This is a genomic window from Sphingobium sp. KKT206 (assembly GCF_055640555.1).
Genome location: NZ_CM145764.1, coordinates 740033 through 763498, shown reverse-complemented (window position 1 = coordinate 763498; position 23466 = coordinate 740033). Strand labels below are relative to the sequence as shown.

Sequence of the window (23466 nt, the reverse complement as noted above, 5' to 3'; positions counted from 1 at the left end):
GTATCGCGCGTCGCATGCCCTCACCAACTTCGCCTAGGCGGACAAGCCGCCAAGGCTCCGTATCCTCTCCCGCTTGCGGGAGAGGACTTAATATCAATGCGCCTCCTTCGGCGTCTCCATGATCTCGGTCAGCACCCCGTTCATATCCTTGGGATGCACGAAGAAGATCGGCGTCCCATGCGCCCCGATGCGCGGCTCACCCAGCACCCGCGCGCCCTTCGCCTCGAACCAAGCCTTGGCTTCGAGAATGTCGGGTACTTCGTAGCACATATGATGCTGCCCCCCGGCCGGGTTCTTGGCGATGAACGCCGTGATCGGCGAGCTTTCATCGAACGGCTCGATCAACTCGATCTGCGTCCCGGCCGTGCCATTCTCCTCCGGCGTATCGATAAAACACACCTTCACTCCCTGCGCAGGCAGGTCGAACGGGTCGTGGATCTTCGTCGCGCCCATAACATCGCGATAATATGCGATGCTCTTTTCCAAGCTGGGCGTAGCGACACCGATATGGTTGAGACGGCCGAGTTTCATCATGCGTTCCTAAACTTCGTCATTGCCGCGCAGGCGGGAACCCATCTCCCACCCCATCCCAAGGCGCGAGGCCCGGAGATGGCTCCCCGCCTTCGCGGGGATGACGGGTCTTAGTTAAAGCGGAATATTGTCATGCTTCTTCCACGGATTCTCCAGCGCCTTGTTGCGCAGTTTCCGCAGGCCCAGCGCGATCCGCTTGCGCGTCGAATGCGGCTGGATCACCTCGTCGATGAAGCCCTTTGACGCGGCCACGAACGGGTTGGCGAAGCGCGCTTCATATTCCGCCGTCCGCTCGGCAATCTCGTCTGCCGTCTTACCCCGGAAGATGATCTCCACCGCGCCCTTGGCCCCCATCACCGCGATTTCGGCCGTCGGCCAGGCGTAGTTCAGATCGCCACGCAGATGCTTGGACGCCATCACGTCATAGGCGCCGCCATAGGCCTTGCGCGTGATGATGGTGATCTTGGGCACCGTCGCTTCGGCATAAGCGAATAGCAGTTTCGCGCCATGTTTGATGATGCCGTTATGCTCTTGCGCGGTTCCCGGCAGGAAGCCCGGCACGTCCACCAACGTCACGATCGGAATTTCGAACGCATCGCAGAAGCGCACGAAACGCCCGGCCTTTTTGGATGAGTTGATATCGAGCACCCCTGCCAGCACGAAGGGCTGGTTGGCTACAATGCCGACCGTGCGGCCCTCCACCCGGCCAAAGCCGCAGATGATGTTGCCCGCATGAGCGGGCTGCACCTCGAAGAAATCGCCTTCATCCACGATCTTCTTGATCAGTTCGTGCATGTCATAGGGCTGGTTCGCGTTGGCGGGGATCAGCGTGTCGAGGCTCGGCTCGATCCGGTCCCACGGGTCCGCGCTCGGACGCTCCGGCACCGGCTCCTTGTTCGACGCGGGCAGGAAATCGACGAAATCGCGCACCGCCAGCAGCGCTTCGATATCATTCTCAAACGCCACGTCCGCGACGCCCGACTTGGTCGTGTGCGTCACCGCGCCGCCCAGTTCCTCCTGCGTCACCACCTCGTTCGTCACCGTCTTGACCACGTCCGGCCCAGTCACGAACATGAAACTGCTATCCTTCACCATGAAGATGAAGTCGGTCATGGCCGGCGAATAAACCGCGCCGCCCGCGCATGGCCCCATGATGACGCTGATCTGCGGCACCACGCCCGACGCCAGCACATTGCGCTGGAAAATCTCGGCATAGCCCGCGAGCGATGCAACGCCCTCCTGAATCCGCGCCCCGCCGCTGTCGTTCAGCCCGATCACCGGCGCGCCGACCTTCAGCGCCATGTCCATGATCTTGCAGATTTTCATCGCGTGCCGTTCGGACACCGCGCCGCCATAGACGGTGAAGTCCTGGCTAAAGACGAACACCAGCCGCCCGTTGATCGTACCCGATCCGGTGACCACGCCGTCGCCGGGGATATGCGCTTCGTCCATGCCGAAATCGACGCAATTATGCTCGACATACATGTCCAGCTCTTCAAAGCTGTCCTCGTCCAGCAACACCTCGATCCGCTCGCGCGCGGTCAGCTTGCCCTTACCATGCTGGGCATCAATGCGGCGTTGGCCGCCGCCCATGCGCGCACCTTCGCGCTTGGCTTCAAGCTGTTCGATAATGGCGAGCTTCGACATAGGCATATCTCTCCGGTCATTGCGCGGACGTCTTATAGCGGCTCTGTCCCAAGCTTTGCGACTTTTCGCAAATGTAAATTTGCTAATTTGCAAATCACGACTTCGCAAATTAGTGTCGAACACCCCACCATCCGTTCGTTTCGAGCGAAGTCGAGAAACGGGCGTACAGGTTTCTCGACTTCGCTCGAAACGAACGGCGGTTGGGAGCTACTGAGGAGGGAACGCAGACATGGCACGCGGCAACCGTATCTTTGCAGGACCAAGGCTGCGCCAGTTGCGCCTCGACCATCGCATGGACCAGGCGACGATGGCGCAGGCGTTGGGCATTTCCGTGTCCTACCTCTCCCAGATGGAGAATGACGACCGTCCCCTGACCGCCAAGGTCAAGGCCGCACTCGCCAATGCCTTTCCGACCGATTGGGCCAGCTTCGATGCGCGCGAGGATGAGCAGATGCTCGGCGCCTTCACCTTCGCGCTTAGCCATCCCGAATTGCCCGGTGTCGCGCTGGAGCCGGAGCGGATCGAGAAATTGCATCTGCAATTCCCTGAATTCGCAGCGCGCTATCTCGACCTTTATAACGCGCATCTGCGGGCGAACGAGCGCATCAACATGATCGAGGAAGCGATCGCCAACGACAGCACGGTGCAGGCGCGGCTGCCATGGGAGGCGGCGCGCGACTGGTTTCATGAGGCGGGCAATTATGTCCACAGCATCGATTGCCTGGCCGAAGATATGGCCGCGAGCTTTACCGCCGGACAGACACTGGACGAAGGCATGCTGGTCGAAGCGCTGGCGCGGCGGCATGGCATCGAAACGCTGATCGCCGACACGCCCGACAGCGCGCTGCGATCCTATACCAGCAGCACCAAGCGGCTGTTCGTCAACGCGGCGCTGCCGACCGAGAGCCGCAAATTCATGCTGGCGCACCAGCTCATGATGCTGGAGGGGCAGGCCGTTATCGCCGATGTGGTGAGCAAGGCGGGGCTGCCCGTCGCCGGCGCGGATCGGCTTTTGGCAATCGGCCTTGGCAATTATGCGGCAGGCGCGCTGCTGATGCCCTATGCCGCCTTCCGCGAAGCCGCCCGCACGATGCGCCACGACATCGACCGGCTCGCCCGCACCTTCGGCGTGAGTTTCGAGCAGGCCTGCCACCGGCTTTCGACGCTTCAGCGACCGGGGCTGCGCGGCATCCCCTTCTTCTTCTGCCGCGTCGACATGGCGGGCAATATCACCAAGCGGCACAGCGCCACCCGCTTGCAGTTCGCGCGGTTTGGCGGCGCTTGCCCTTTATGGAACGTGCATGAGGCAGTCGCGATTCCCGACCGGATCAACGTGCAACTGGGCGAAACGCCCGACGGCGTGCGCTACGTCTCCATGGCCAAGGGGCTGGTAAAGCCATCGGGCAGCTACAGCCGGACGCCGCGCCGCTTTGCCGTGGTACTGGGGTGCGAGACGGCGCATGCGGCGAACTTCGTCTATGCCGACGGGCTGCAACTGGACGTCGAAGGCGCAGCGACGCCGATCGGCATCACCTGTCGCCTCTGTTCGCGCCAAAGCTGCGACCAGCGCGCCTTTCCGCCGGCCGATCGGCCGATCCATGTCGACCCGGACAATCGGCAGATCGTCCCTTACTGGATTGGGTAAGCGATAGGGTTAGGGCTTGGTCCCTTGGCCGTCATGTAGTTTCGCCCACAAGCCCGCCGTGCCCGCTTCCTGCGCCTTCATCGTGAACTGCGCGGCGACCAGCCAGCCCTTGATCGGGCGCATGGGCAAAATGGTGGTCAGGATCAGCACCGGCACGCCAACGGCCAGATGGACCCAAACGCCCGGCCGCGCCATGATTTCGAGCATGATGATGAAAATGACGCCGGGCACGCAGGCGAATAATTGCACGAACACGGCGGGGCCATCGGCAGGGTCGGCAAAGCTGTAATCAAGGCCACAGACTTCGCAACGATCGCGCATGGTCAGGAAGCCGTTGAAAATATGCCCTTCGCCGCAGCGGGGACAGCGACCGAGTACACCCGTCTCATGCGCCGGGCGCTTGGGCCATTGGCGGCCGATCTCGTCAACCCAATGGGCCTGGCTTTGCGTGTCTGTCATGACACTCCATGTGGCGCGTGCGAAGCGCATTGCAATTGGCCCTTTTGTCCTACCCCTTTGCGCGCCACTGGCCAAGGGGCGCACAAGGCGCTATCGCGCGCGCCAATCCTTCCGATCTTCAAAGGCAGTCAAATGGGTTTTCGTTGTGGTATCGTCGGTCTTCCCAATGTGGGCAAGTCCACCCTGTTCAACGCGTTGACCGAGACGCAGGCGGCGCAGGCGGCGAACTATCCCTTCTGCACGATCGAACCGAACGAGGGGCGCGTGGCCGTGCCCGATCCCCGGCTGGAGACGATCGCGAAGATCGGCGGGTCGGCCAAGATCATCGAAACGCAATTGGCCTTCGTGGACATTGCGGGTCTGGTGCGTGGCGCGTCCAAGGGTGAAGGGCTGGGCAACCAGTTCCTGGCCAATATCCGCGAGACCGACGCGATTGTCCATGTGCTGCGCTGTTTCGAAGATGACGACATCACCCATGTCGAAAATAAAGTCGATCCGATCGCCGACGCCGAAACGGTCGAGACGGAATTGATGCTGGCCGACCTCGAAAGCCTGGAAAAGCGCGTTCCCAACCTGTTGAAAAAAGGCGCGCAGGGCGACAAGGAAGCCAAGGCGGCCGCCGCCGTTCTGGGCCAGGCGCTAGACCTGCTGCGCGACGGCAAGCCCGCACGATTGACGGTGCCGCGCGACGAGGAAGAAGCAAGGCTGTTCGCGCAGGCGCAATTGCTGACCGCCAAGCCCGTCCTCTATGTCTGCAATGTCGAGGAGGACAGCGCGTCCAGCGGCAACGCCCATTCGGCACGCGTGTTCGAGAAGGCAGCGGCGGAAAATGCTAAGGCCGTTATCGTCTCCGCCGCGATCGAGGCCGAACTCGTCACCATGCCGGTCGAGGAACGGGCGGAATATCTCGACGCGCTGTGTCTTGCCGAAGCCGGTCTCGCTCGGATCATCCAGGCAGGCTATGAACTGCTCGGCCTCATCACCTTCTTCACCGTCGGCCCCAAGGAAGCACGCGCCTGGACCGTGGCGCGCGGATCAAAGGCGCCGCAGGCGGCTGGCGCGATCCATACCGATTTCGAAAAAGGCTTCATCCGCGCCGAAACCATGGCCTTTGGCGATTATGTCCAGTTCAACGGCGAAGCCGGAGCCAAGGAAGCGGGCAAGTGGCGGTCGGAAGGCAAGGAATATGTGACGCAGGACGGCGACATCATGCTGTTCCGCTTCAACGTCTAACCCTTGGCGCTGCGTCCCGGCCCATCGCCTGCGCAGCGCAAGGCCGCCTTCCCGCCCAGCATCGATGCGGACACAAGGCTGCTGATCCTGGGCAGCCTGCCCGGCGATGCGTCGATCCGGCAGGGGGAATATTATGCCCATCGCGGCAATGCCTTCTGGATGCTGATGGGCGATGTGCTGGGCGAGGATTTACGCGGCCACCCCTATGCCATGCGGCTCAAGCGGTTACGAGCACGGGGCGTCGGCCTATGGGATGTGATCGAAAGCGCGCAGCGTGAGGGGAGCCTCGACGGGGCCATTCGCGCGGCCGAACTGCGCGATCTGGGGGCGTTCGTCGCCCGGCTGCCGAAATTGGTGGCGATCGGCTTCAATGGCAAGACCTCCGCGATGCACGGGCGGCGGCAGTTAGGTGACCGGCCGGGCCTGACGCTGATCGACCTCCCCTCCTCCAGCGGCGCCTATGCCAGCCTGTCGCGCGCGCAAAAGGCGGAGCGCTGGGCCGCCCTGCGGTCGTGGGTGGTCTGACCGTATTGCATCTGTGTGTCATATTGCGCGGCTAGGGCGAAGCGCTAAGAGACAGCCATAAAATCATCGCATCCATAAAGGTCGCCGCCATGTTCACCCGCCGTCAATTGCTGACCGTTGCCACCGCCGCGCCCTTGATCGGCGCGCCTGCTATAGTAAAGGCTCAAAGCTGGTATGCGGGCTATCCCTTTTCGCTGGGGGTGACGTCGGGCGATCCGGCGGCGGACGGCTTTGTCATCTGGACCAAGCTGGCGCCCAAGCCGTTCGAGCCGCATGGCGGCATGCCGACGGTCCCACTGCCGGTGAAATGGGAAGTGGCCAGCGACGAACGTTTCAAGACGATCGTGGCGTCAGGCGAAGCGACCGCGCGGCCTGAACTGGCGCACAGCGTCCATGTCGAGGTCGCGGGGTTGCAGGCTGATCGTCCTTATTGGTATCGCTTCGCGCTGGCAGGCGACCAGTCGCCGCGCGGCCGGGCACGGACGTTGCCGCTGGCCTCGGCCAGCCCCAAGGCGCTGAAATTCGGTGTGGCCGGGTGCCAGAATTATGAAGATGGGTTCTTCACCGCTTTCCGCCATCTCGCACGCGAGGATGACCTCGCCTTCGTCTATCATTATGGCGACTTCATCTATGAGTATAAGCAGCGCGGACCGGATTATGACAAGGATGGACTGCCCGTACCCCATGTGCGCAACCATATCGGCCAGGATTGTCTCGACGTCGCGGACTATCGGCTGCGCTACGCCCAATATCTGAGCGATTATGACCTGCAGGCTGCACGCGCCAAGCATACATGGTTCCCCACCTTCGACGATCATGAGGTGGAGAATAATTGGGTGCAGGATGAAAACTGGAAAGCGGTGCCGCCGGAGATTTTCCGCCTGCGCCGTCAGGCCGGTCTACACGCCTGGTATGAATATATGCCCGTGCGTGCTGCCATGCTGCCGCGCAACGGGATCATCACCAACATGTATCGCGAGGCTCGCTATGGCGATCTGCTCTCAATCGATTTTCTCGACACCCGCTCTTTCCGGTCGAAACAGCCCTGCGACGACGGCTTCAAACCCTATTGCCCCGGCATCGACGACAGCAAGGCTCAGGTCATTTCCCCAGAAGAGGAAAGCTGGCTGGTCCAGAATTTGAAGCGCGGCCAGACCCAATGGAACTGCGTGGCGCAGCAGGTGATGATGATGTCGCTCGACCGCCGCCGCTATGCGGATGAGACCCAGAAAATCTATAATATTGACACTTGGGCCGCCTATACGGCGCAGCGCAGCCGGTTGCTGGCCAAGATGCGTGGCCTCGATAATGTCGTGGTGCTGACCGGCGACGAGCATCAGAATTTCGCGGGGCTGCTCGACAATGGCGACAAGACCGTGGCGGTTGAGTTCGTGTCCACCTCCATCTCGTCGGGCGGCGATGGGTCGAACCTGCGCACCGGCAGCGATGTCATGTTGAAGAATAATGCGGAGCTGAAATTCATCAACGATCAGCGCGGCTATCTGGTCTGCGAAGTCACACCCGACGCCTGGACGACGCAGGCGCGCGTGATGGATCAGGTGTCGACGCCGGGCGGCGCGATCAGCACGCGCGCGACCATGACCGTCCCGCGCGGCCAGCCTTCGCTGCAAATCAGCTGACATTGACGTAAACGTAAGCGGTGATAGAACGGCATCTATTGCAAAAGGATAGGCATGGCGATGGATGACATTCTCTATTTCGAGGACATAGAGGTCGGCGACAGCTTCGCCTTCGGACCACTGACGGTCACGCGCGAGGAAACGATTGCCTTCGCTACCGAGTTCGACGCCCAGCCCTTCCACCTGTCCGACGAGGCAGCGGCGACCACCCATTTCGGCACCTTGTCGGCCAGCGGGTGGCACACCACCGCCCTGTTCATGAAGATGTTCGTGACCGAGATGCAAAAAAATCCTGCGCGTCAGGCCGCGAGCCTGGGCGCGATCGGCGTCGATGAACTGCGCTGGCTCCGCCCGCTGCGTCCCGGCGACACCGTGCGCGGCACCAGCGAAGTGATCGACAAGAAAGCCTCGAAAAGCCGCCCGGAAATGGGGATCGTGCGCAGCAAGGTGACGATCCTCAACCAGGACGATCAGCCAGTTCTAACCATGATACCGATCGCGATGTGGCGCACGCGCCCGGTGTGATTACGGCTCGATAAGGGACAGTCGGGTTCGGATCACTTCCTACCAAAAAGCTTCTCGATATCCCCATGGCCCAGTTTCACCCAAGTCGGTCGCCCATGGTTGCACTGGCCCGATCGCGGCGTCACTTCCATCTCTCTGAGTAGTGCGTTCATTTCCGCGACGCTCAGCACGCGGCCTGCGCGGACCGATCCGTGACAGGCCATGGTCGCGGCGACGAGGTCGAGCCGTTCTTTCAATGACAAGGCGCTGTCATAGGCAGCGAGATCATCGGCAAGGTCCGTGACCAATCCCTGCACGTCTGACTGGCCGAGCATCGCAGGAACCGCACGCACCAGCATGGCCGATGACCCAAAGCGTTCCAATTCCAGCCCGAAGTCGCGCAGTTCCGCCGCGCGAGCCTCCAGACGGTCGCAGGCGGGCTCTTCCAGTTCGACGACTTCGGGCAACAACAGCGCTTGGCTGGCAACCCCCTGCCCTTCCATCTCCCGGCGCATCCGTTCCAGCGTCAGCCGTTCATGCGCGGCATGCTGATCGACGATGACGAGGCCGTCCTCCGCCTCCGCAACGATATAGGTGCGGGCGACCTGCCCGCGCGCGACGCCGAGCGGGAAGCTCTGGCCCTCCGGTGCCGGAGCAGCGGCGGGTTCGGCGCGAGCCTGGGGTGGCGGCGTCAGGAAACTCGACCGGCGATCGCCGAAAGACGACGAGGCCAAAGGATTATAGCTGACCGATACGGCGTCGAAAATCGGCATCGCGCCGATCGGCGTTGGCGAGACCGGCTCGGCGCGCCAGGCGGACAGGGCGGCCGGATCGGCATTCTGGACCGCGCGAAAACCCTCCGCATCGAGCGCGCGGCGCAGGCCGGATACGATCATGCCCCGGATCATCGTCGGATCGCGGAAGCGCACCTCGGTCTTGGCGGGATGAACATTGACGTCCACGTCGAGCGGCGGCACGTCGAGGAATAGCGCGACCACGGGATGCCGGTCCCGCGCCAGCATGTCGGCATAGGCCCCGCGCAGCGCGCCGATCAACAGCCGATCCTTTACCGGGCGTCCATTGACGAACAGATATTGATGATCACCCACCCCCCGATTGTAGGTGGGGATTGAGGCAACGCCGGACAGGCGCACGCCTTCGCGTTCCAGGCTGACGATCACATGATTGTCGGCCAAGGCTCGATCGGTCAGCGCGGCCACCCGTTCCTCCCGCGCCTCACCCGCCTGCACGCCCAGCGTGCGGCGACCATCATGTTCGAGTGCGAACGCAACCGCGGGATGTGCCATTGCGAGACGGCGGACGATGTCGAGACAGGCGGCATATTCCGCCTTGGCCGAGCGCAGGAATTTGCGCCGGGCGGGCACTTTGGCGAAGAGTTGCTCGACGGTGACGCGAGTGCCGGGGGGCAGCGCCGCCGGCCCTTCGGCGACTAGCTGGCCATTATCGACGGTGCGGCTCCACCCGTCCGCACCCGCAACCCGGCTGTCGATGGTCAGCCGCGCGACGCTCGCAATGGAAGGCAGCGCCTCCCCCCGGAAACCGAGAGTCGCCACATTTTCAATGGCATCGTCGTCGGGCATCTTCGACGTGGCATGGCGTTCCAGCGCCAGCGCCATGTCCGCCGAATCCATGCCGCAGCCATCGTCGCTCACCTCGATCCGGTCCAGCCCCCCGCCCGACAGGCGGATGGAGAGCCGAGTCGCGCCCGCGTCCAAAGCGTTTTCGACGATTTCCTTGAGCGCGCTGGCGGGTCTTTCGACCACTTCACCGGCAGCGATACGATTGACCAGATGTTCGGGCAGGCGGCGTATTGACATTGATTAGGGACTAGCCCAATCGGTCGCTTTCCGCGACCCGCGACGCCAAATATTTTGCACTGCACAGGATGACTGAACAGGGCAAAAGCCATGCGGCGCAGCGGACGAGCGGAACAGCTTTCCGACCGGTCCCCTGTCGCGTCGCGGGGACGGCGGGCGATACAGGATAAGGCATGTCGATCTTCTCGCGTCTCTTCAAATTCACCTCGCAGGATATGGCCATCGACCTCGGCACCGCCAATACGGTGGTCTATGTTCGCGGTCGCGGCATCGTGCTGAACGAACCGTCGGTGGTGGCGGTCGAGACGCTGAACGGCGTCAAGCGGGTGAAAGCCGTGGGCGTAGACGCCAAGCTGATGATGGGCAAGACCCCGGATTCGATCGAGGCCATCCGCCCCTTACGCGATGGCGTGATCGCCGACATCGACGTCGCCGAACAGATGATCAAGCATTTCATCACCAAGGTCCATGGCGGCAAGCATAGCCCTTGGCGCGCGCCGGAGATCGTGATCTGCGTGCCTTCGGGTTCGACCAGCGTCGAGCGCCGCGCCATCCGTGACGCGGCCAGCAATGCCGGCGCGCGCCAGGTGTTCCTGATCGAGGAGCCGATGGCCGCCGCAATCGGCGCCGACATGCCGGTGACCGAGCCGATCGGTTCGATGGTCGTCGATATTGGTGGTGGTACGACCGAAGTCGCGGTGCTATCTCTGCGTGGCCTCGCTTACACCACCAGCGTCCGCGTGGGTGGTGACAAGATGGACGAAGCGATCGTCTCCTTCGTGCGTCGTCATCATAATTTGCTGATCGGCGAAGCCACCGCCGAGCGCATCAAGAAGCAATATGGCATCGCCCAGTCGCCCGCCGATGGCGTTGGTGAGACGATCCATATCAAGGGTCGCGACCTGGTGAATGGCGTGCCCAAGGAAATCTCGATCAACCAGGGTCAGATCGCCGACGCGCTGGCCGAGCCGATCAGCACGATCGTTGAAGGCGTGCGGATCGCGCTGGAAAACACCGCGCCCGAACTGGCGGCTGATATTGTCGATCAGGGTATCGTCCTGACTGGCGGCGGCGCGCTGCTCAAGGGGCTGGACGATGAATTGCGCGACGAAACCGGCCTGCCGGTGACGATTGCCGAAGATCCGCTGACCTGCGTCGCGATCGGCACTGGCCGCGCTATGGAAGATCCGATGTTCCGAGGCGTCTTGCAAACCGCCTGATCCGACGGGCTTTTTCGAAAGGGACGCGTAGATGGCGCGGCCACCCAGCCTACGCCCCGGCATCAACCGAAGGGCGCAATATAGCCTGTTCTTCGGCTATGTCGTGGCGGTCGGCGGCGCTGCGGCCGCCCTGCTGCTGGTCGTGGTCGCCATATTCGATCCCACCGGCTTTGCTGGCCTGCGCACCGCGACGGCGGAACTGACCCGACCGCTCTCATCGGGCCTGCGCAATATGGTCAGCGGCGTCAGCTCGGTGGACGAGGTGCTGGCCTCCTATTGGCGGGCGGGATCGCAGAATGTCGCGCTGCGGCGGCAGGTGGAAGCCGATCGCAATCGCATCATCGAAGCAAAGGCGATCGCCCAGGAAAATGCCCGGCTCAAGAAGTTGCTGCGTCTGGTCGATGCCGACCAGAGCAGCCTATTGACCGCACGGCTCATCAGTTCCTCGTCCAGCAGCGCGCGTCGTTTCGCGCGGCTCAACGCCGGGCGTTGGCAAAGCGTGCGGCCTGGCATGCCGGTGCGCGCCGCCGAAGGGTTGATCGGCCGTGTCCACAGCACCACGCCCAACACCGCCGAAGTCTTGTTGCTGACCGACACCGGCAATATCGTACCAGTCCGCCGCGCAAATGACAGCGTGCCCGCCATTTCCACTGGTGCGGGTGACGGATCGGTGGAGATCCGCGCACTGTCCGCGGGACGCAATCCGTTCAAGCCGGGCGACCTGCTGGTCACATCCGGCATCGGTGGCATCTATCAGCCCAATATCCCGGTCGCCGTGGTCGTGCGGGTCCAGGGTGAGATCGCTTGGGGCTTCCCGCTCGCCAACCCCTCGCGCGTCGATGCGGTGGTGGTCGAACGCCCGTTCGAGGATGTTGTGACCCGGCCCGATCCTGCCGCCGAAGCATTGCCGCCGGAGGACGCCGCACCCAGCAGCACGGCCGCGCCATGATCGACCGCCATCTTCGCCATGTGTCGCGCCTGGGCAAACATCCCTCGCGTTTCCGCTTGGCCGGGACGCCGGTGATAACGGTGATGATCGGGTCGCTGGCGGCCGCGCTGCCGCTGATCGCGCAGTCGCCGGTCATGCCGCCCTTTGGCCTGTTGCTGCTCCTGTCCTGGCGCTTGCTGCGCCCTGAACTGTGGCGCGCCTGGATCGGCCTGCCGCTTGGCTTGTTCGACGACATGGTCAGCGGCCAGCCGATCGGGTCGGCTATGTTCCTGTGGACGGTGACGCTGCTGATGATCGATGCGGTCGAACATCGCATGGTGTGGCGCAGTTATCGGCAGGACTGGTTAATTGCGGCCATCGCCATTATCTTCTGCATCGCCACCGGTCTGTTTTTCGCGCGGATTACAGGTGGCGGCGAAGTGAGGTTGCTGTTGGTCGCGCCGCAGATGCTCTGGACGATATTGTTATTTCCCTTCGTCGTCCGGCAATGCGCCCGGATCGACCGCTGGCGCGTGATGGCATGAAATTTCCCCTGCTCAAGCCCAAGAGCGTCACCGAAGCCAGCCAGACCTTCACCTTTTCGCGACGGACGATGGTGCTGGGGGCGATCCAGGGTGGCATCGGCGCGATGCTGGCGGCGCGCATGGCCTGGATCAGCGTCGCGGAAAATGAAAAATATGCGATGCTGTCGGAAAGCAATCGCGTCAATCTGACGCTCATTCCGCCGCGTCGGGGCTGGATCATAGACCGCAACGGTCGCCCGCTTGCCAACAACCGCACCGATTTTCGTGTCGATCTCATCCCGCAACGGGTGGTCGATGCCGAAGGCACGATCCGCCACCTGGCCCAATTGCTCAGCCTGGAATCGGACGAGGTCGAGCGTATTCGCGAGGAACTGGACAAGTCGGCGCGTTTCCGCCCCGTCCAGGTATCCGACAAGTTGACCTACGAGCAATATGCCGCGGTCAGCGTCCGCCTGCCCGACTTGCCCGGCGTCGCGCCCAGCCAGGGTTTTTCGCGCTATTATCCGGCCGGCTCCACTGTCGGTCATCTGCTGGGCTATGTCGGTCCCGCGACGGCGGAGGATTATAAGGAACGGCGCGATCCGCTGCTGATCACACCGGGATTCAAGGTCGGCAAAGACGGGCTGGAAAAGGCGTTCGACCAGCATCTGACCGGTAAGCCCGGTGCCAAGCGGGTGGAAGTGACCGCGCGTGGCAAGATCGTGCGAGAACTGACCACCCGCCCCGACATGCCGGGCAATCCGATCAAACTGACGATCGATGCAGGCTTGCAGGAATATGCGGGCCGTCGTCTCGCGACCCAAAGCGGGTCGGTGGTCGTGATCGACTGCGCCAATGGCGACGTGCTGGCGATGGCATCGATGCCCAGTTTCGATCCCAACAGCTTTTCCGACGGCATCAGCCAGTTGGAATGGGCGATGCTGTCGCAGGACGACCATGTGCCGCTGCGCAACAAGACGTTGCAGGGTCTCTATCCCCCAGGATCGACCGTCAAGCCTATGGTGGCGCTGGCGCTGCTGGAGGCCGGCGTGGGCCCGCAGGAGACTGTGGGCTGTTCCGGTGCCATCCGGGTCGGCAACACGCTGTTCCACTGCCACAAGCGGCGCGGTCATGGCGCCGTCAACATGCGCACGGCGATCGCCCAAAGCTGCGACATCTATTTTTACCAGATGGCCCAGCGTATCGGCATGAACCGCATTGCCGAAATGGCGCGGCGGTGCGGCATGGGCCAGCGCTTCGACCTGCCCTTCCCCAGCCAGAGCTATGGCACCGTGCCGGACCCGGCGTGGAAGGAAAAGAAATATGACCAGAAATGGCAGGTCTATGACACGGTAAATGCCACCATCGGCCAGGGTTATATGCTTATCAACCCGCTCCAGATGGCGGTGATGGCAGCACGACTGGCGACGGGCAAGCAGTTGATGCCCAACTTCCTGCATGGCGCGAAGCGCCCCGCGCCCGCCTCCGTGGGCGCATCCGAAGAGCATCTGGCCGTGATCCGCGACGCGATGAGCGCGGTGGTCAATGGCGGCGGTACAGGCGGCGCGGCGCGGATGGCGATTCCCGACGTACTGATCGCGGGCAAGACCGGCACCGCGCAGGTCCGCCGCATCACCATGGCCGAGCGCGCGGGCGGTGTGCGGCGCGACGCGTCGCTCGCCTTCAAACTGCGCGACCATGCCCTGTTCCAGGGCTTCGCGCCGTTCGATAATCCGCGCTATGCCGTGGCCTGCATCATCGAACATGGCGGCCATATGATCCGCAACGAGGATGCGCCGATGATCGCCAGCGACACCCTCTCTTATTTGTTCGACCCCAAGAAGGCGACGGAGAAGCTGGAAACGCTGGAAAAAGGCTGGGGCGGGACGCCGACCGAACGGCAGGCGCGGCAGATGGCGGCTTTTCGCTTGGCGCGCGCGATCGAACGCGGCGAAGTGCCCCCGCCGGTCGCCGACAATGGCAGCAATGCTGCCGATGCGGATAATGGTGCCGTCGCCGCACCCTCACCCGTCAGCAATGAGAGCGATGCACCATGAGCCTCGTGCCGCAGCCGCTGACCCAATTTCCCTGGCGCGTCATGGCTTTGCTGCTCGCGATCGCGACCTTCGGCACCCTGGTGCTCTACAGCGCTGCAGACGGCAATATCTTCCCCTGGGCCGTCAACCAGTCTGTGCGCTTCTGCATCTTCTCGGCCATGGCGCTAGTTCTAAGCCGCATTCCGATCGAGCTATTCTCGCGCTTCGCCTTTCCCGCCTATGGCAGCGTGCTCGTCGCCTTGATCCTGGTCGAGTTGATCGGCGGGGTCAGGGGCGGCAGCCAGCGCTGGATCAACCTTGGCTTCATGCTGCTCCAGCCGTCGGAGTTCATGAAGCCGATCATCGTGCTGGCCGTCGCACAATTCTACGCCAGGCTGCCTGTGGGAGAGATTCGCCGCTGGAACGCCATCTGGCCCGCCCTGCTGTTGATCGGCCTGCCATGGTCGCTGGTACTGATCCAGCCGGATCTCGGCACCGCCACGATGATCCTGGCAGGCGGCGTGACGGTCATGTTCCTCGCCGGACTGCCGCTACGCCTGTTCGTCGGCTCTGGGCTGGTAGTGGCCGCCATCGTCCCGATCGCCTTCAGCTTCCTGCACGACTATCAGCAAAAGCGCGTCCTGATCTTCCTGGACCCTGAAAGCGATCCTTTGGGTGCCGGCTATCATATCAGCCAGTCGAAGATCGCGATCGGTTCCGGCGGCATCTGGGGCAAGGGCTTCCTGCAGGGCTCACAAAGCCATCTCGACTATCTGCCCGAAGGCCATACCGATTTCGTTTTCGCCACCATGGCGGAAGAATGGGGCCTGGTTGGCGGCATCGTCATGATCGGTGCCTTCATGCTGCTGTTCCGCTGGGGCCTGCGCGTGGCGATGCGGACCCCCGACAAGTTCGCGCGCCTGGTCGCGGCGGGGCTGACCACCACCATTTTCTTCTATGTCGCGATCAACCTGATGATGGTGATGGGCCTGGCACCGGTCGTCGGTATCCCCCTGCCCTTCATGTCCTATGGCGGGTCGTCGATGCTGACGGTCATGCTGTGCGTGGGCATCATCATGGCCATCGACCGCAGCAACCGCCGCAGCAGCGGGCATAGAAACTGGGCGTGAGGCCGGTGCGATGTCATGGCGCTGAAACTTTTTGCGCCGCAACGCAATTTAGGGTTTGCGAATCCGGCCGACGCTGCTAATTGCCCGCCCACGCCAACGGACACTGGCTCTTCCAGACAGTCCGATGCCGGTGTGGACGCATAGCTCAGTTGGTAGAGCAGCTGACTCTTAATCAGCGGGTCCTTGGTTCGAGCCCAAGTGCGTCCACCATATTTTTCAACAACTTATCACTCATTTGAGACAAGATAGAGCCGTGGTCGGTTCTGACTGTGTCCATTTTTGTGTCCAGTGTCGGTCACGCTTTCCCTAGGCTTTTCGATCTTCCCGGATGTGTCCGGAAAAATCAGCTGGTCAGCATAGGGTGCCAGATGCTTCACCGACATGTGGGCGTAGCGCCGCACCATCGATTCCGACTTCCAGCCCCCGAGTTCCTGGAGCACCCAGGTGGGCACGTCATTCTGCCGGAGCCAGCTGGCCCAGGTGTGCCGCAGATCGTGCCAGCGGAAATTCTCGATCCCGCAGGCCTTCAAGGCGGCGCGCCAGGCCCTGTTGTTCGCGCACCGCAGCGGATTGCCGCGATAGGTAAACACATGGGTATCATGCTTGCCTTGCTGCCGTCCCAAAACGCCAAGAGCGATCGCGTTGAGCGGTACACCGAGCGCTGCACCATTCTTCGTATCGCCATGCTCAATCGTCGCTATGGCCCGGTTCATATCGACCCGGTCCCAGGTCAGGTTGAGTATGTTTCCCTGGCGAAGGCCCGTCGACAAAGCGAACAGGACAACCTCGCGCTGATGAGCAGGTAGCTTATCCATGAGCGCCCTGGCCTGATCGTGTGTGAGGCATCGCACCCTGACCTTGCCGCTCTTCTCATAGGTCTTGAACGCCGGTATCTGGTCGATCCATTCCCACTCGCGCTGCGCCTTCCGGAAGATGGCGCGGATAAGCGCCACATAGAGATCCTTCGTGCGATTGCTCGATCGGACATGGTGTCGGGTGATGATCGCGTCGATCATGTCCCTGCTCACCTGTTCCATTGTCTTGCCACGCAGGTGCTTGGTAAACCATCGGATCCGGCTCACATCGTCCCTATAGGACTTCTTGTGCGTCATTTCCTTCAGCCACCGCAAAGCCGCCTCGTCCCATGTGCGCTTCGGCTTCTGCTTCAACCTGGCAAGATCCCACAGCTGGGCCTTCAACTTGTCGTGATATTCTTGCGCCTTTTTCCTGTCGGAGGTTCCAGTAGAGCGTCTAACTGTCGTTCCGTCAGGTGCTGTGCATTTGACATAATAGGTGCTTGCACGCTTGTAGAGTGCCATGTTGCCTGCCTTTCGTCGGCACTCGACTGCATCCGTGCGCGCCCAGAATATCGAGCGCGCAGGGAGGCGACAAGGTCCGCTTCCAAAAAGCGCCAGTCACGACCGAATTTCGCGCCAGGAACGACCCCGGCTTTCGCGTAACTGCGCAGCGTATTTGCGTGAATTCCCAGGAAAGCGGCGGCTTCCTGAAGGCTCAGGATGCGAGCCGGAGCGGCATCTGGGGCACCGCTGGCCGCGCCAGGGCTGTCGTGAGGATATTGCATGCACCGATGTTCCCGAATCGAACTCGGCGCGTGATGAAGCTCTCTCAAGATACCCTAATTTGCGTCGGAGAAAAGAGCTCCCTCCACTCGGCGCCCCGTTGATGCCCCTTTTGCGTCACGGCACTTGCTGGATCTTTGACGCCTGCCGTGCAAAACAATTTTCGCCAAAACGTCGACGCAGATGCTCTGACACACTAAGCGCATAACGGCGCTGCCGCCAGTCGATCGGGCTATGATAGATGCCGACGGCCTTCCAGTAATTGCCGGTGACGGTCAGCCCGGACAAGAATATCCAGCGCGCCGCCTCGACATTGAAACAGGCATCGAATTGCAACCAGATACGAACCTGCGCATCATGGCGGCCGATCGCTTTGGCAATCCTGGGCACCCACCAGCTATTGATCTGTAGTGGTCCCAGATCATGGGTTCCATTGGTATTTGCGACCGCGGCTCCGATCCAGCCGCCTTCCTGATCGCGCAGGGCCCACAAAGTGCGTTCAAGCCACTGAGCGCCTCGCGATGCTGATTTGATGCAAGCGCCAATCCGGACGGCTTCGTCGGGAAAGTGGGATCGTGAATGGGCGGGCGCGACGGTAGCTAAAATCGTAAACAGCAGGCCCGCAGAGTTGAGCCAGTTTCTAGCGATCGATCCCATGACGACCTCCCTGAGGCAGCTTGGCCTCGCTGCGATCCGCTTGCCGTTCGGCAGGCCCCGTGCGATCCAGCAAGCTGTTAAGGTGCCGGTCCAGCGCCTCCGCCAGGCTTCTGGCGTTTGTGGCGAGCCGAACCCCAAGCCCGCTCCTGCCGCTCGCTCGCCTGTGCAGCCTCGCGCTCAGCAAGCGATCGCTATTCTGCTGTCGCTCTTGCTGTTGCGCCTGTCGCATCTCCTCGATCCGCGCCGGTTCCCGTTCAGTGAACCGGTCCGCCCTGTCGCGATCAATCCGGCCCAGTCCTTCCAGCGCAGAGGTCTTCTCGCCAGAGGACCGCTCGAGTTTTTCAACGAGCCTGTCCTTGTCCTGGGTCCACAATTTGACGCCCAGCCGCGCACGGGTGATTGCCGTATAATAGTTCTGGCCGGTAACCAGTGGTGATCCGAGCGGGGCCAGAACATAGACCCGCGCATAGGTTCTGGACTGCGCCGCATAGATTGTTTCGGCGTAACCATGATCCCAACTCTTGTGCCGCGAGAGATCGATCGTTTGGGCGCGATCACCTTTGTCCCATTGAATGGTGGCAAAACTTCCATCCAGTGCTTCGACCGTACCGCGTTGGGCGTTCTTGATGCCCAATTCATGGGAGACAAGCCGCCATTGAATGCGATCGCCTTCGGCAAGGCTTCGCGTTTCGGAGACGAAGATGTTGGCCTGTCCGCCCTTGGTGAGCCGCGGATCCCAGCGAACGATGCGACCCTGTTCATCGACGAGACGGACCTGCGGTCGGCCGCGCTCATCGCGCACGATGCCCAGCACCCGATATTCGGTGTCGCGGGCGAGCCCGGCCTCGGCCTGATCGCGACCGAATGTGACAACCTGACCGGATGTGTAGAAGCGGGCGAGATGCTTCTCCTGCTCGGTGAGGCCGGCAGGCGAAAGGATATTGAGCCGGGCATCCTGCGCAGCCACCACCCCCTCACGCTGCAACGTCTCCCGTACCTGCGTATTGACGATCAGCCTGGTCGCATTGTCCAGAACGAGGATGTTGGTGCTGGCTCGGGTCTCTGGCCGCAGGCGCGTCCACTCGGCCACCAAGCCTTTAGCGAGCGATTCCGCGTCTCCGCCAGACACTATTTTGTCGAGCTGTTCGAGCGAGCCAGCATAGTCGCCCGCCCGTGCTCTTGTGACGGCATCTTTCATCCGCGCCGTTTCCTGACGCCGCGATTCGGTGAGCTGCGCCGTTGGCATGCCGAGCTGCTGCATCAACCAGAAAGCTTTGCCCTGCTCGATGGCGCCGGTCTGTTTGTTGTCACCCAGGAGGATGAGCCGGGCGCCAGTTCTGCGGCTGATCTCCAGAACCCGCAGCGCCTGTCGGTTACCGAGCTGCCCCGCTTCGTCCAGCACCAGGACGTCGCGCCCAGACAGGCCATAGCCGCCCTCGGCTAGAAGGCTCGCAACGGTCCGGGATTTGATGCCGGCCGTGTCGCCAAGGTTCGCCGCAGCTGATGAGGTGGGCGCCAGGGCATGGAGCGTTGCCCCCGGTTCGGCAGCCCGATGCAGTGTGGCAATCAGCATCGATTTACCCGCACCCGCTACGCCGTGAAGGCCTGTGACCCGGTCGCGGCTCAACGCCAGGTCCACGAGCGCTCGCTCCTGAAGGGGCGACAGTCCGGCCGTTTCCAGCACGCCCAGCAGGCGATCGGAAGATGCGATTGGTCGGCCATCTTCGATCGAGAGAGCGAGATGCTGCGCCAGGGCCTGCTCGAAGCGGACTGAGCGGCGCGTCGTCCGTCCGCGATTCAGGATCTGATCGCCGGTCTGCTCCCGGGTCGCGAGCAATTTGCGGCGCGCCTCATGCCCTTCGAGGAGCGGGCGAACGTCGCCAAAGCGGACCTCGCCGACATGAGGCGCAAGAGCCTTTGTGATCAACCGGCCAAGCGGATTGACCGCCTCTCGACCTTCGGTCTGTCGGACACCGAACAGGGCCGCGCGTGCCGCTTCTGCAGGTGCGAGAAGGAGGATGCGTTCGCCACCCTTTTCCGCTTCCGCCCGCAGGCTGTCGAGCGCGGGCGCATGTTCGCCCAGCCGCGTTCGCCACTGGAGATGCAGCGTCTCAAGGCCGATCTTCTCCTTTGGCCCGCGTGTCGCATAGAAGGACTTTCGCCGCGCAGCCTGTCCTTCCAGACCGTGCTCACGGGCATGGGCATCGATCTGTTCGGCACGCTGCGACATGTCCACGATCAACTCTGGGCGTACACCCCGGATCTCGAACAGGCCCCGGCGGGGGTCGGCGGCGATTTCGTAGCCGAGCGTTCGCAGGCCCTGGGCGAGCTCGTTACGGTAGATCTGCCCTGCGCTCATCTGCTCGCTATACATGGCCCGCGTTTCCAGGCTCGCCATGGGGGCGTCGCGCTGCCGGTTGGTCATGTTGAGGACCACCACATGGGTATGGAGATGCGGATCGAGCTCCCGGCTCGCATGTTCGGTAAAGCGCGCCCACAGGAGCCGACCGGTCGTTTCGTGCAGCACGCGGCCATCCTCTCGCCGACGAAGTTGCGCCTGCTCCTCAAGCCAGGAGAGCGCGACGCTGACCGCCTGTTCGTGGGCATCGGCGATCCGCGAATCCCCTACCGCAAGGGCCATCACCGATACCGATTTTGGCGCGCTCAGAGCGAAGTCCCAACCCGGGTGATGCTCGATCCCGCCCTCGCGGTGTCGGCCCAGTTGCTGGCCCGCAACCGCACCGCGAAGGAGACTCTCGAAGGTATTCGGATCGACCTCGCCGGAAAGCCCAAGCTCCTCTGCGAGGACGCCGCCCCATTGGGAGCCTTCCGTCCCGCCCTTGGTGTAATAATCGCCGATCGCATAATAGCGCGCTATGTTGCCGGCCGTTCCGGTCAAACGCCTGGGATGCATCATGCCGGCCTCGACGCGCTACGCATGCCGCCCCTGCGGCCATGCTGGGAGAGGCCAAAGCCGGAGGAACGCCCCAAAAGCTCCGGTCCCGATGTGGATGGCAGATGTTCCTGCGATGCGGCCCCTGGTGCAGATGCAGGCGGAACCTCTGCGCGCAGCGGTATCTCGGCATCGAGAGGAAGTTCGGGCGACGCGACGGCCTTGCTGGGAGGTCGCAGCTTCTTCTTCGCGTCTTTGGGGGCGTCCCGCGCTTGAGCCGCCAAGACTGGCGACAATCGCACGGCGGGGGCGGTCCGCTCCTCGAACGCTGGAAAGCAGGTAGGAGATCGGTTGTAACTGTCCTTGAAGCGGGCAACCGGAAGGTCGCGACCAAAGCGCAGGAAGCCGGTCAGGTTGGGAAGATTGGTCACCTCCGTGTGCATGACGAGCGGGCGAGTCACCTGCATGCGCGAAAGGTTCACCCCGTCGCGCATATCGTTCACGCCGTAGGACATGCCTTCATTGGCCTCGACCTGTTCGACCTGTCCCAGATTTTCCGAGACATGCTTGGCTGTCGGCGTGTCGTTCGCCCGCAGTGCGACCCATGTCGAGCAATATCCGGTGATCGCGGCTGCATCCTGAATGCCGTAGGTCGCCTCGAGCTGCGGGTAGCTCTGAAACCCCAATATGCCGCACCCACCATATTTGCGGGCACGAGCAAGAAAGTCTGAAAGCGAAGGCAGCTTCTGAAGGGTCGGCAGTTCGTCGATCACGCAATAGAGACGCCGGGCGCGATCGGGCGCGAGGCTCATGATCGCGCTGATGGCGATGTCGAGCCAGACCGTGATCAGTGGTCGAAGCGAGGGCAACTGATCGGCTTTCACAGTGATGAAAAGCCAGCTGTCATCCTCCTCATTGGCGACCCAGTCGCGGATCGAGAAGCCGTCGAGCGTGTCATCGAGATAGGAGAAACTGCGCATGACCGACGCCAGCTCGGCGCGGATGCCGGCCGACGTCCGATCGCCCTCCGTCGAGATGAAAGCGGCAGCATCGGTCCCCTCCGCAAAAGTCGCGAGGTCCTTCAAGGGGGAACGCAAGATCGTATCGAGCAACACCGAAACGAGCATACTATTGTCGCGCGCGAGTTTCCGGAAGACAGCTACGAGCGTGCCTCTGGCGGCCTTCGCCCAGAAGGGATCGCCGGACTTGTCGGGAATGGTCGACTCGGCGATTTGGTCATAATGATAGTCGCGCGGCACATCGACCCAGGGCGACCAGCTGTCGGCCCTGGCATCAAGCGGGTTCAGCAGAATGTCGTGCCCGGGCCTGTAGAATTTCTCGACGAACGTTCCGGCGGCGTCATAGACGATCGCCCTGCGGCCCTGCTTGCGGATGCCGGCCAGCATCTTGACGATGATGTTAGTCTTGCCCGTCCCGGGCGCGCCGCAAATCAGAATATGTTCGGGCTCGAACGCGTCAGGAACCGGCACGCCGCCGATCTCAAAGCTACCCTTTCGGCTTCGCCAAAGCAGGCGCCGTAGCTGTCGAGGGGTCCCGAAACGGGCACCGCGTAGGAACTGGTTGGATCCAAGCCCACGCCCAGTCCTCGTAAAATAAAACCATGCCCAAAATAGCATGAGAAGCGAGAAGCAGCCGACCAGCGCCGCCCCGACAAGGAGATGATGCTCCATCGCCCGAAGCGCCTGCTTGGCGACGCCAGACTCCAGCAGCGTATCGGAGTTGGTCCAATATTCCGGCCCCTCCGGTCCCCTGAACAGGAGCGGCGCTCCACCAGGCACGTCACTTTTAAGGGTCGCTTCAACGATCTTGAACGCGACATAGCGCTGATAGTCGTTCGCTTTCTCCAGAACATACCAGAGCGTGCCGCCGACCCACAGGACGAGCCCTGCCGCCACGGTCTGAATAAACACCTGGGTCGTCATGCGCACATTATGGACGATGGCCTGTCCGCCCCTTGTCCAGGACCCGAGCGTGTCGTTGCGGAAGATGCTCATGAGCTTATCTCCACGGGATCGATAAGGCCCCGCTCGAGGAGGAGTTTGCGGGCGTCGGCCGTACCGCGGGCCAGGAGGTCGGGATGACGGGCGCTCACATAGGCAGCAAGGATCGCGAACACCTGGATGTTTGTCGCATGCAGTTCATCGAAACGGCCATGATAGCCGCCCGCGTCCATGCCTTCATAGCGATCGAGAATGCCGCGAACATAGTCGGCAACGCTGGTATCGGTGGCACGTGCGCCGAGAACGAGACGCTCATAGAGCGCATCTTTGAATCTGATGGTAACCCTTGCCACACGCCGAACTCCTGTTCGACGCCTGATCGGGGTGATGAAGCGGGTCCGTAAATAAAGCTATTTCGCCCTGATCTCAAGACAATATGCGTCATGTCTACGGCAGCCAAAGGTTGCCAAAGAAGATCAGGCGCTTGGCTGGACGCCGACCTTTGTGGTCAGCCA

19 protein-coding genes, 1 tRNA gene and 1 pseudogene are annotated in these 23466 nt (G+C 62.4%); 11 read left to right on the top strand and 10 right to left on the bottom strand.

The genetic code is table 11. The features are described from left to right. Positions 1 to 93 precede the first annotated feature (93 nt). Both mce and ACZ2HM_RS03605 read right to left on the bottom strand, forming a co-directional pair. Positions 94 to 531 carry a methylmalonyl-CoA epimerase gene (gene mce / locus ACZ2HM_RS03610; protein WP_470426279.1) on the bottom strand — a complete coding sequence of 146 codons (438 nt, stop codon included), beginning with the start codon at positions 529 to 531 and terminating at the stop codon, positions 94 to 96. 114 nt (positions 532 to 645) lie between these two features. After that, positions 646 to 2178, bottom strand: coding sequence for an acyl-CoA carboxylase subunit beta (locus ACZ2HM_RS03605; protein ID WP_333970346.1), 1533 nt, complete (start codon positions 2176 to 2178; stop codon positions 646 to 648). A 229-nt stretch (positions 2179 to 2407) separates the two neighbouring features. Between ACZ2HM_RS03605 and ACZ2HM_RS03600 the strand changes: the two genes are divergently transcribed. Continuing rightward, positions 2408 to 3823: a helix-turn-helix domain-containing protein gene (locus ACZ2HM_RS03600; protein ID WP_470426278.1), complete on the top strand. Its 1416-nt coding sequence runs from the start codon at positions 2408 to 2410 to the stop codon at positions 3821 to 3823. A 9-nt stretch (positions 3824 to 3832) separates the two neighbouring features. Here the strand turns inward: ACZ2HM_RS03600 and ACZ2HM_RS03595 are convergent, their stop codons facing one another. Continuing rightward, positions 3833 to 4282: a DUF983 domain-containing protein gene (locus ACZ2HM_RS03595; RefSeq protein WP_470426277.1), complete on the bottom strand. Its 450-nt coding sequence runs from the start codon at positions 4280 to 4282 to the stop codon at positions 3833 to 3835. 132 nt (positions 4283 to 4414) lie between these two features. On the opposite strand from ACZ2HM_RS03595, the gene ychF reads away from it, so the two are divergent. The 4 genes from ychF (at position 4415) to ACZ2HM_RS03575 (ending at position 8205) form a co-directional block, all read left to right on the top strand. After that, positions 4415 to 5515 carry a redox-regulated ATPase YchF gene (gene ychF, locus ACZ2HM_RS03590; protein ID WP_470426276.1) on the top strand — a complete coding sequence of 367 codons (1101 nt, stop codon included), beginning with the start codon at positions 4415 to 4417 and terminating at the stop codon, positions 5513 to 5515. Positions 5516 to 5518: 3 nt separating this feature from the next. Next, positions 5519 to 6040 carry a DNA-deoxyinosine glycosylase gene (locus ACZ2HM_RS03585; RefSeq protein WP_470426275.1) on the top strand — a complete coding sequence of 174 codons (522 nt, stop codon included), beginning with the start codon at positions 5519 to 5521 and terminating at the stop codon, positions 6038 to 6040. 89 nt (positions 6041 to 6129) lie between these two features. Beyond that, positions 6130 to 7680 carry an alkaline phosphatase D family protein gene (locus tag ACZ2HM_RS03580; protein ID WP_470426274.1) on the top strand — a complete coding sequence of 517 codons (1551 nt, stop codon included), beginning with the start codon at positions 6130 to 6132 and terminating at the stop codon, positions 7678 to 7680. Positions 7681 to 7740: 60 nt separating this feature from the next. Further along, on the top strand, positions 7741 to 8205 hold the full coding sequence (locus ACZ2HM_RS03575; RefSeq protein WP_470426273.1) for a MaoC family dehydratase: 465 nt from the start codon (positions 7741 to 7743) through the stop codon (positions 8203 to 8205). 32 nt (positions 8206 to 8237) lie between these two features. On the opposite strand, the gene mutL is transcribed toward ACZ2HM_RS03575, so the two are convergent. Beyond that, positions 8238 to 10022 carry a DNA mismatch repair endonuclease MutL gene (gene mutL / locus ACZ2HM_RS03570; protein ID WP_470426272.1) on the bottom strand — a complete coding sequence of 595 codons (1785 nt, stop codon included), beginning with the start codon at positions 10020 to 10022 and terminating at the stop codon, positions 8238 to 8240. Between the two features lie 173 nt (positions 10023 to 10195). Between mutL and ACZ2HM_RS03565 the strand changes: the two genes are divergently transcribed. From ACZ2HM_RS03565 to ACZ2HM_RS03540, 6 genes are all read left to right on the top strand, one after another. Next, the gene (locus ACZ2HM_RS03565; RefSeq protein WP_037472083.1) at positions 10196 to 11242 is read left to right on the top strand and encodes a rod shape-determining protein; all 1047 of its coding nucleotides are present in this window, start codon (positions 10196 to 10198) and stop codon (positions 11240 to 11242) included. A 31-nt stretch (positions 11243 to 11273) separates the two neighbouring features. Then, positions 11274 to 12191 carry a rod shape-determining protein MreC gene (gene mreC / locus ACZ2HM_RS03560; protein ID WP_069064814.1) on the top strand — a complete coding sequence of 306 codons (918 nt, stop codon included), beginning with the start codon at positions 11274 to 11276 and terminating at the stop codon, positions 12189 to 12191. Further along, positions 12188 to 12715, top strand: coding sequence for a rod shape-determining protein MreD (mreD, locus tag ACZ2HM_RS03555; RefSeq protein WP_069064815.1), 528 nt, complete (start codon positions 12188 to 12190; stop codon positions 12713 to 12715). The genes mreC and mreD overlap by 4 nt, the downstream gene beginning before the upstream one ends. Then, complete coding sequence (gene mrdA, locus ACZ2HM_RS03550) at positions 12712 to 14751, top strand: penicillin-binding protein 2 (RefSeq protein ID WP_470426271.1); 2040 nt, start codon at positions 12712 to 12714, stop codon at positions 14749 to 14751. The genes mreD and mrdA overlap by 4 nt, the downstream gene beginning before the upstream one ends. After that, positions 14748 to 15860 carry a rod shape-determining protein RodA gene (gene rodA, locus ACZ2HM_RS03545; protein ID WP_470426270.1) on the top strand — a complete coding sequence of 371 codons (1113 nt, stop codon included), beginning with the start codon at positions 14748 to 14750 and terminating at the stop codon, positions 15858 to 15860. The genes mrdA and rodA overlap by 4 nt, the downstream gene beginning before the upstream one ends. A 134-nt stretch (positions 15861 to 15994) precedes the next feature. After that, a tRNA-Lys gene (locus ACZ2HM_RS03540) sits at positions 15995 to 16070 on the top strand. 17 nt (positions 16071 to 16087) lie between these two features. Here the strand turns inward: ACZ2HM_RS03540 and ACZ2HM_RS03535 are convergent. The 6 genes and pseudogenes from ACZ2HM_RS03535 to ACZ2HM_RS03510 all read right to left on the bottom strand — a co-directional run bounded on the left by ACZ2HM_RS03535 (position 16088) and on the right by ACZ2HM_RS03510 (position 23304). Further along, positions 16088 to 17179 (bottom strand): tyrosine-type recombinase/integrase, encoded by a 1092-nt coding sequence (locus ACZ2HM_RS03535; protein WP_470426269.1) that lies wholly within the window; start codon positions 17177 to 17179, stop codon positions 16088 to 16090. A 110-nt stretch (positions 17180 to 17289) separates the two neighbouring features. Next, positions 17290 to 17442, bottom strand: a pseudogene (locus ACZ2HM_RS03530) (helix-turn-helix domain-containing protein); the annotation flags it as partial. A 115-nt stretch (positions 17443 to 17557) separates the two neighbouring features. After that, complete coding sequence (locus ACZ2HM_RS03525; protein ID WP_470426268.1) at positions 17558 to 18097, bottom strand: lytic transglycosylase domain-containing protein; 540 nt, start codon at positions 18095 to 18097, stop codon at positions 17558 to 17560. Continuing rightward, the gene (mobF, locus tag ACZ2HM_RS03520; RefSeq protein WP_470426267.1) at positions 18081 to 21014 is read right to left on the bottom strand and encodes a MobF family relaxase; all 2934 of its coding nucleotides are present in this window, start codon (positions 21012 to 21014) and stop codon (positions 18081 to 18083) included. Before mobF ends, ACZ2HM_RS03525 begins: the two co-directional genes overlap by 17 nt. Continuing rightward, positions 21011 to 23005, bottom strand: a complete 1995-nt coding sequence (locus tag ACZ2HM_RS03515) for a type IV secretion system DNA-binding domain-containing protein (RefSeq protein ID WP_313924020.1) — start codon at positions 23003 to 23005, stop codon at positions 21011 to 21013. The genes mobF and ACZ2HM_RS03515 overlap by 4 nt, the downstream gene beginning before the upstream one ends. After that, positions 23002 to 23304 (bottom strand): hypothetical protein, encoded by a 303-nt coding sequence (locus tag ACZ2HM_RS03510; RefSeq protein WP_313924019.1) that lies wholly within the window; start codon positions 23302 to 23304, stop codon positions 23002 to 23004. Before ACZ2HM_RS03510 ends, ACZ2HM_RS03515 begins: the two co-directional genes overlap by 4 nt. Positions 23305 to 23466: the final 162 nt, after the last annotated feature.

What these genes read in the sequence shown, in the direction of transcription:
- mce (WP_470426279.1), bottom strand. Translation starts at nt 531, where the DNA reads ATGAAACTCGGCCGTCTCAACCATATCGGTGTCGCTACGCCCAGCTTG.
- ACZ2HM_RS03605 (WP_333970346.1), bottom strand. Translation starts at nt 2,178, where the DNA reads ATGTCGAAGCTCGCCATTATCGAACAGCTTGAAGCCAAGCGCGAAGGT.
- ACZ2HM_RS03600 (WP_470426278.1), top strand. Translation starts at nt 2,408, where the DNA reads ATGGCACGCGGCAACCGTATCTTTGCAGGACCAAGGCTGCGCCAGTTG.
- ACZ2HM_RS03595 (WP_470426277.1), bottom strand. Translation starts at nt 4,282, where the DNA reads ATGACAGACACGCAAAGCCAGGCCCATTGGGTTGACGAGATCGGCCGC.
- ychF (WP_470426276.1), top strand. Translation starts at nt 4,415, where the DNA reads ATGGGTTTTCGTTGTGGTATCGTCGGTCTTCCCAATGTGGGCAAGTCC.
- ACZ2HM_RS03580 (WP_470426274.1), top strand. Translation starts at nt 6,130, where the DNA reads ATGTTCACCCGCCGTCAATTGCTGACCGTTGCCACCGCCGCGCCCTTG.
- ACZ2HM_RS03575 (WP_470426273.1), top strand. Translation starts at nt 7,741, where the DNA reads ATGGATGACATTCTCTATTTCGAGGACATAGAGGTCGGCGACAGCTTC.
- mutL (WP_470426272.1), bottom strand. Translation starts at nt 10,022, where the DNA reads ATGTCAATACGCCGCCTGCCCGAACATCTGGTCAATCGTATCGCTGCC.
- ACZ2HM_RS03565 (WP_037472083.1), top strand. Translation starts at nt 10,196, where the DNA reads ATGTCGATCTTCTCGCGTCTCTTCAAATTCACCTCGCAGGATATGGCC.
- mreC (WP_069064814.1), top strand. Translation starts at nt 11,274, where the DNA reads ATGGCGCGGCCACCCAGCCTACGCCCCGGCATCAACCGAAGGGCGCAA.
- mreD (WP_069064815.1), top strand. Translation starts at nt 12,188, where the DNA reads ATGATCGACCGCCATCTTCGCCATGTGTCGCGCCTGGGCAAACATCCC.
- mrdA (WP_470426271.1), top strand. Translation starts at nt 12,712, where the DNA reads ATGAAATTTCCCCTGCTCAAGCCCAAGAGCGTCACCGAAGCCAGCCAG.
- rodA (WP_470426270.1), top strand. Translation starts at nt 14,748, where the DNA reads ATGAGCCTCGTGCCGCAGCCGCTGACCCAATTTCCCTGGCGCGTCATG.
- ACZ2HM_RS03535 (WP_470426269.1), bottom strand. Translation starts at nt 17,179, where the DNA reads ATGGCACTCTACAAGCGTGCAAGCACCTATTATGTCAAATGCACAGCA.
- ACZ2HM_RS03525 (WP_470426268.1), bottom strand. Translation starts at nt 18,097, where the DNA reads ATGGGATCGATCGCTAGAAACTGGCTCAACTCTGCGGGCCTGCTGTTT.
- mobF (WP_470426267.1), bottom strand. Translation starts at nt 21,014, where the DNA reads ATGATGCATCCCAGGCGTTTGACCGGAACGGCCGGCAACATAGCGCGC.
- ACZ2HM_RS03515 (WP_313924020.1), bottom strand. Translation starts at nt 23,005, where the DNA reads ATGAGCATCTTCCGCAACGACACGCTCGGGTCCTGGACAAGGGGCGGA.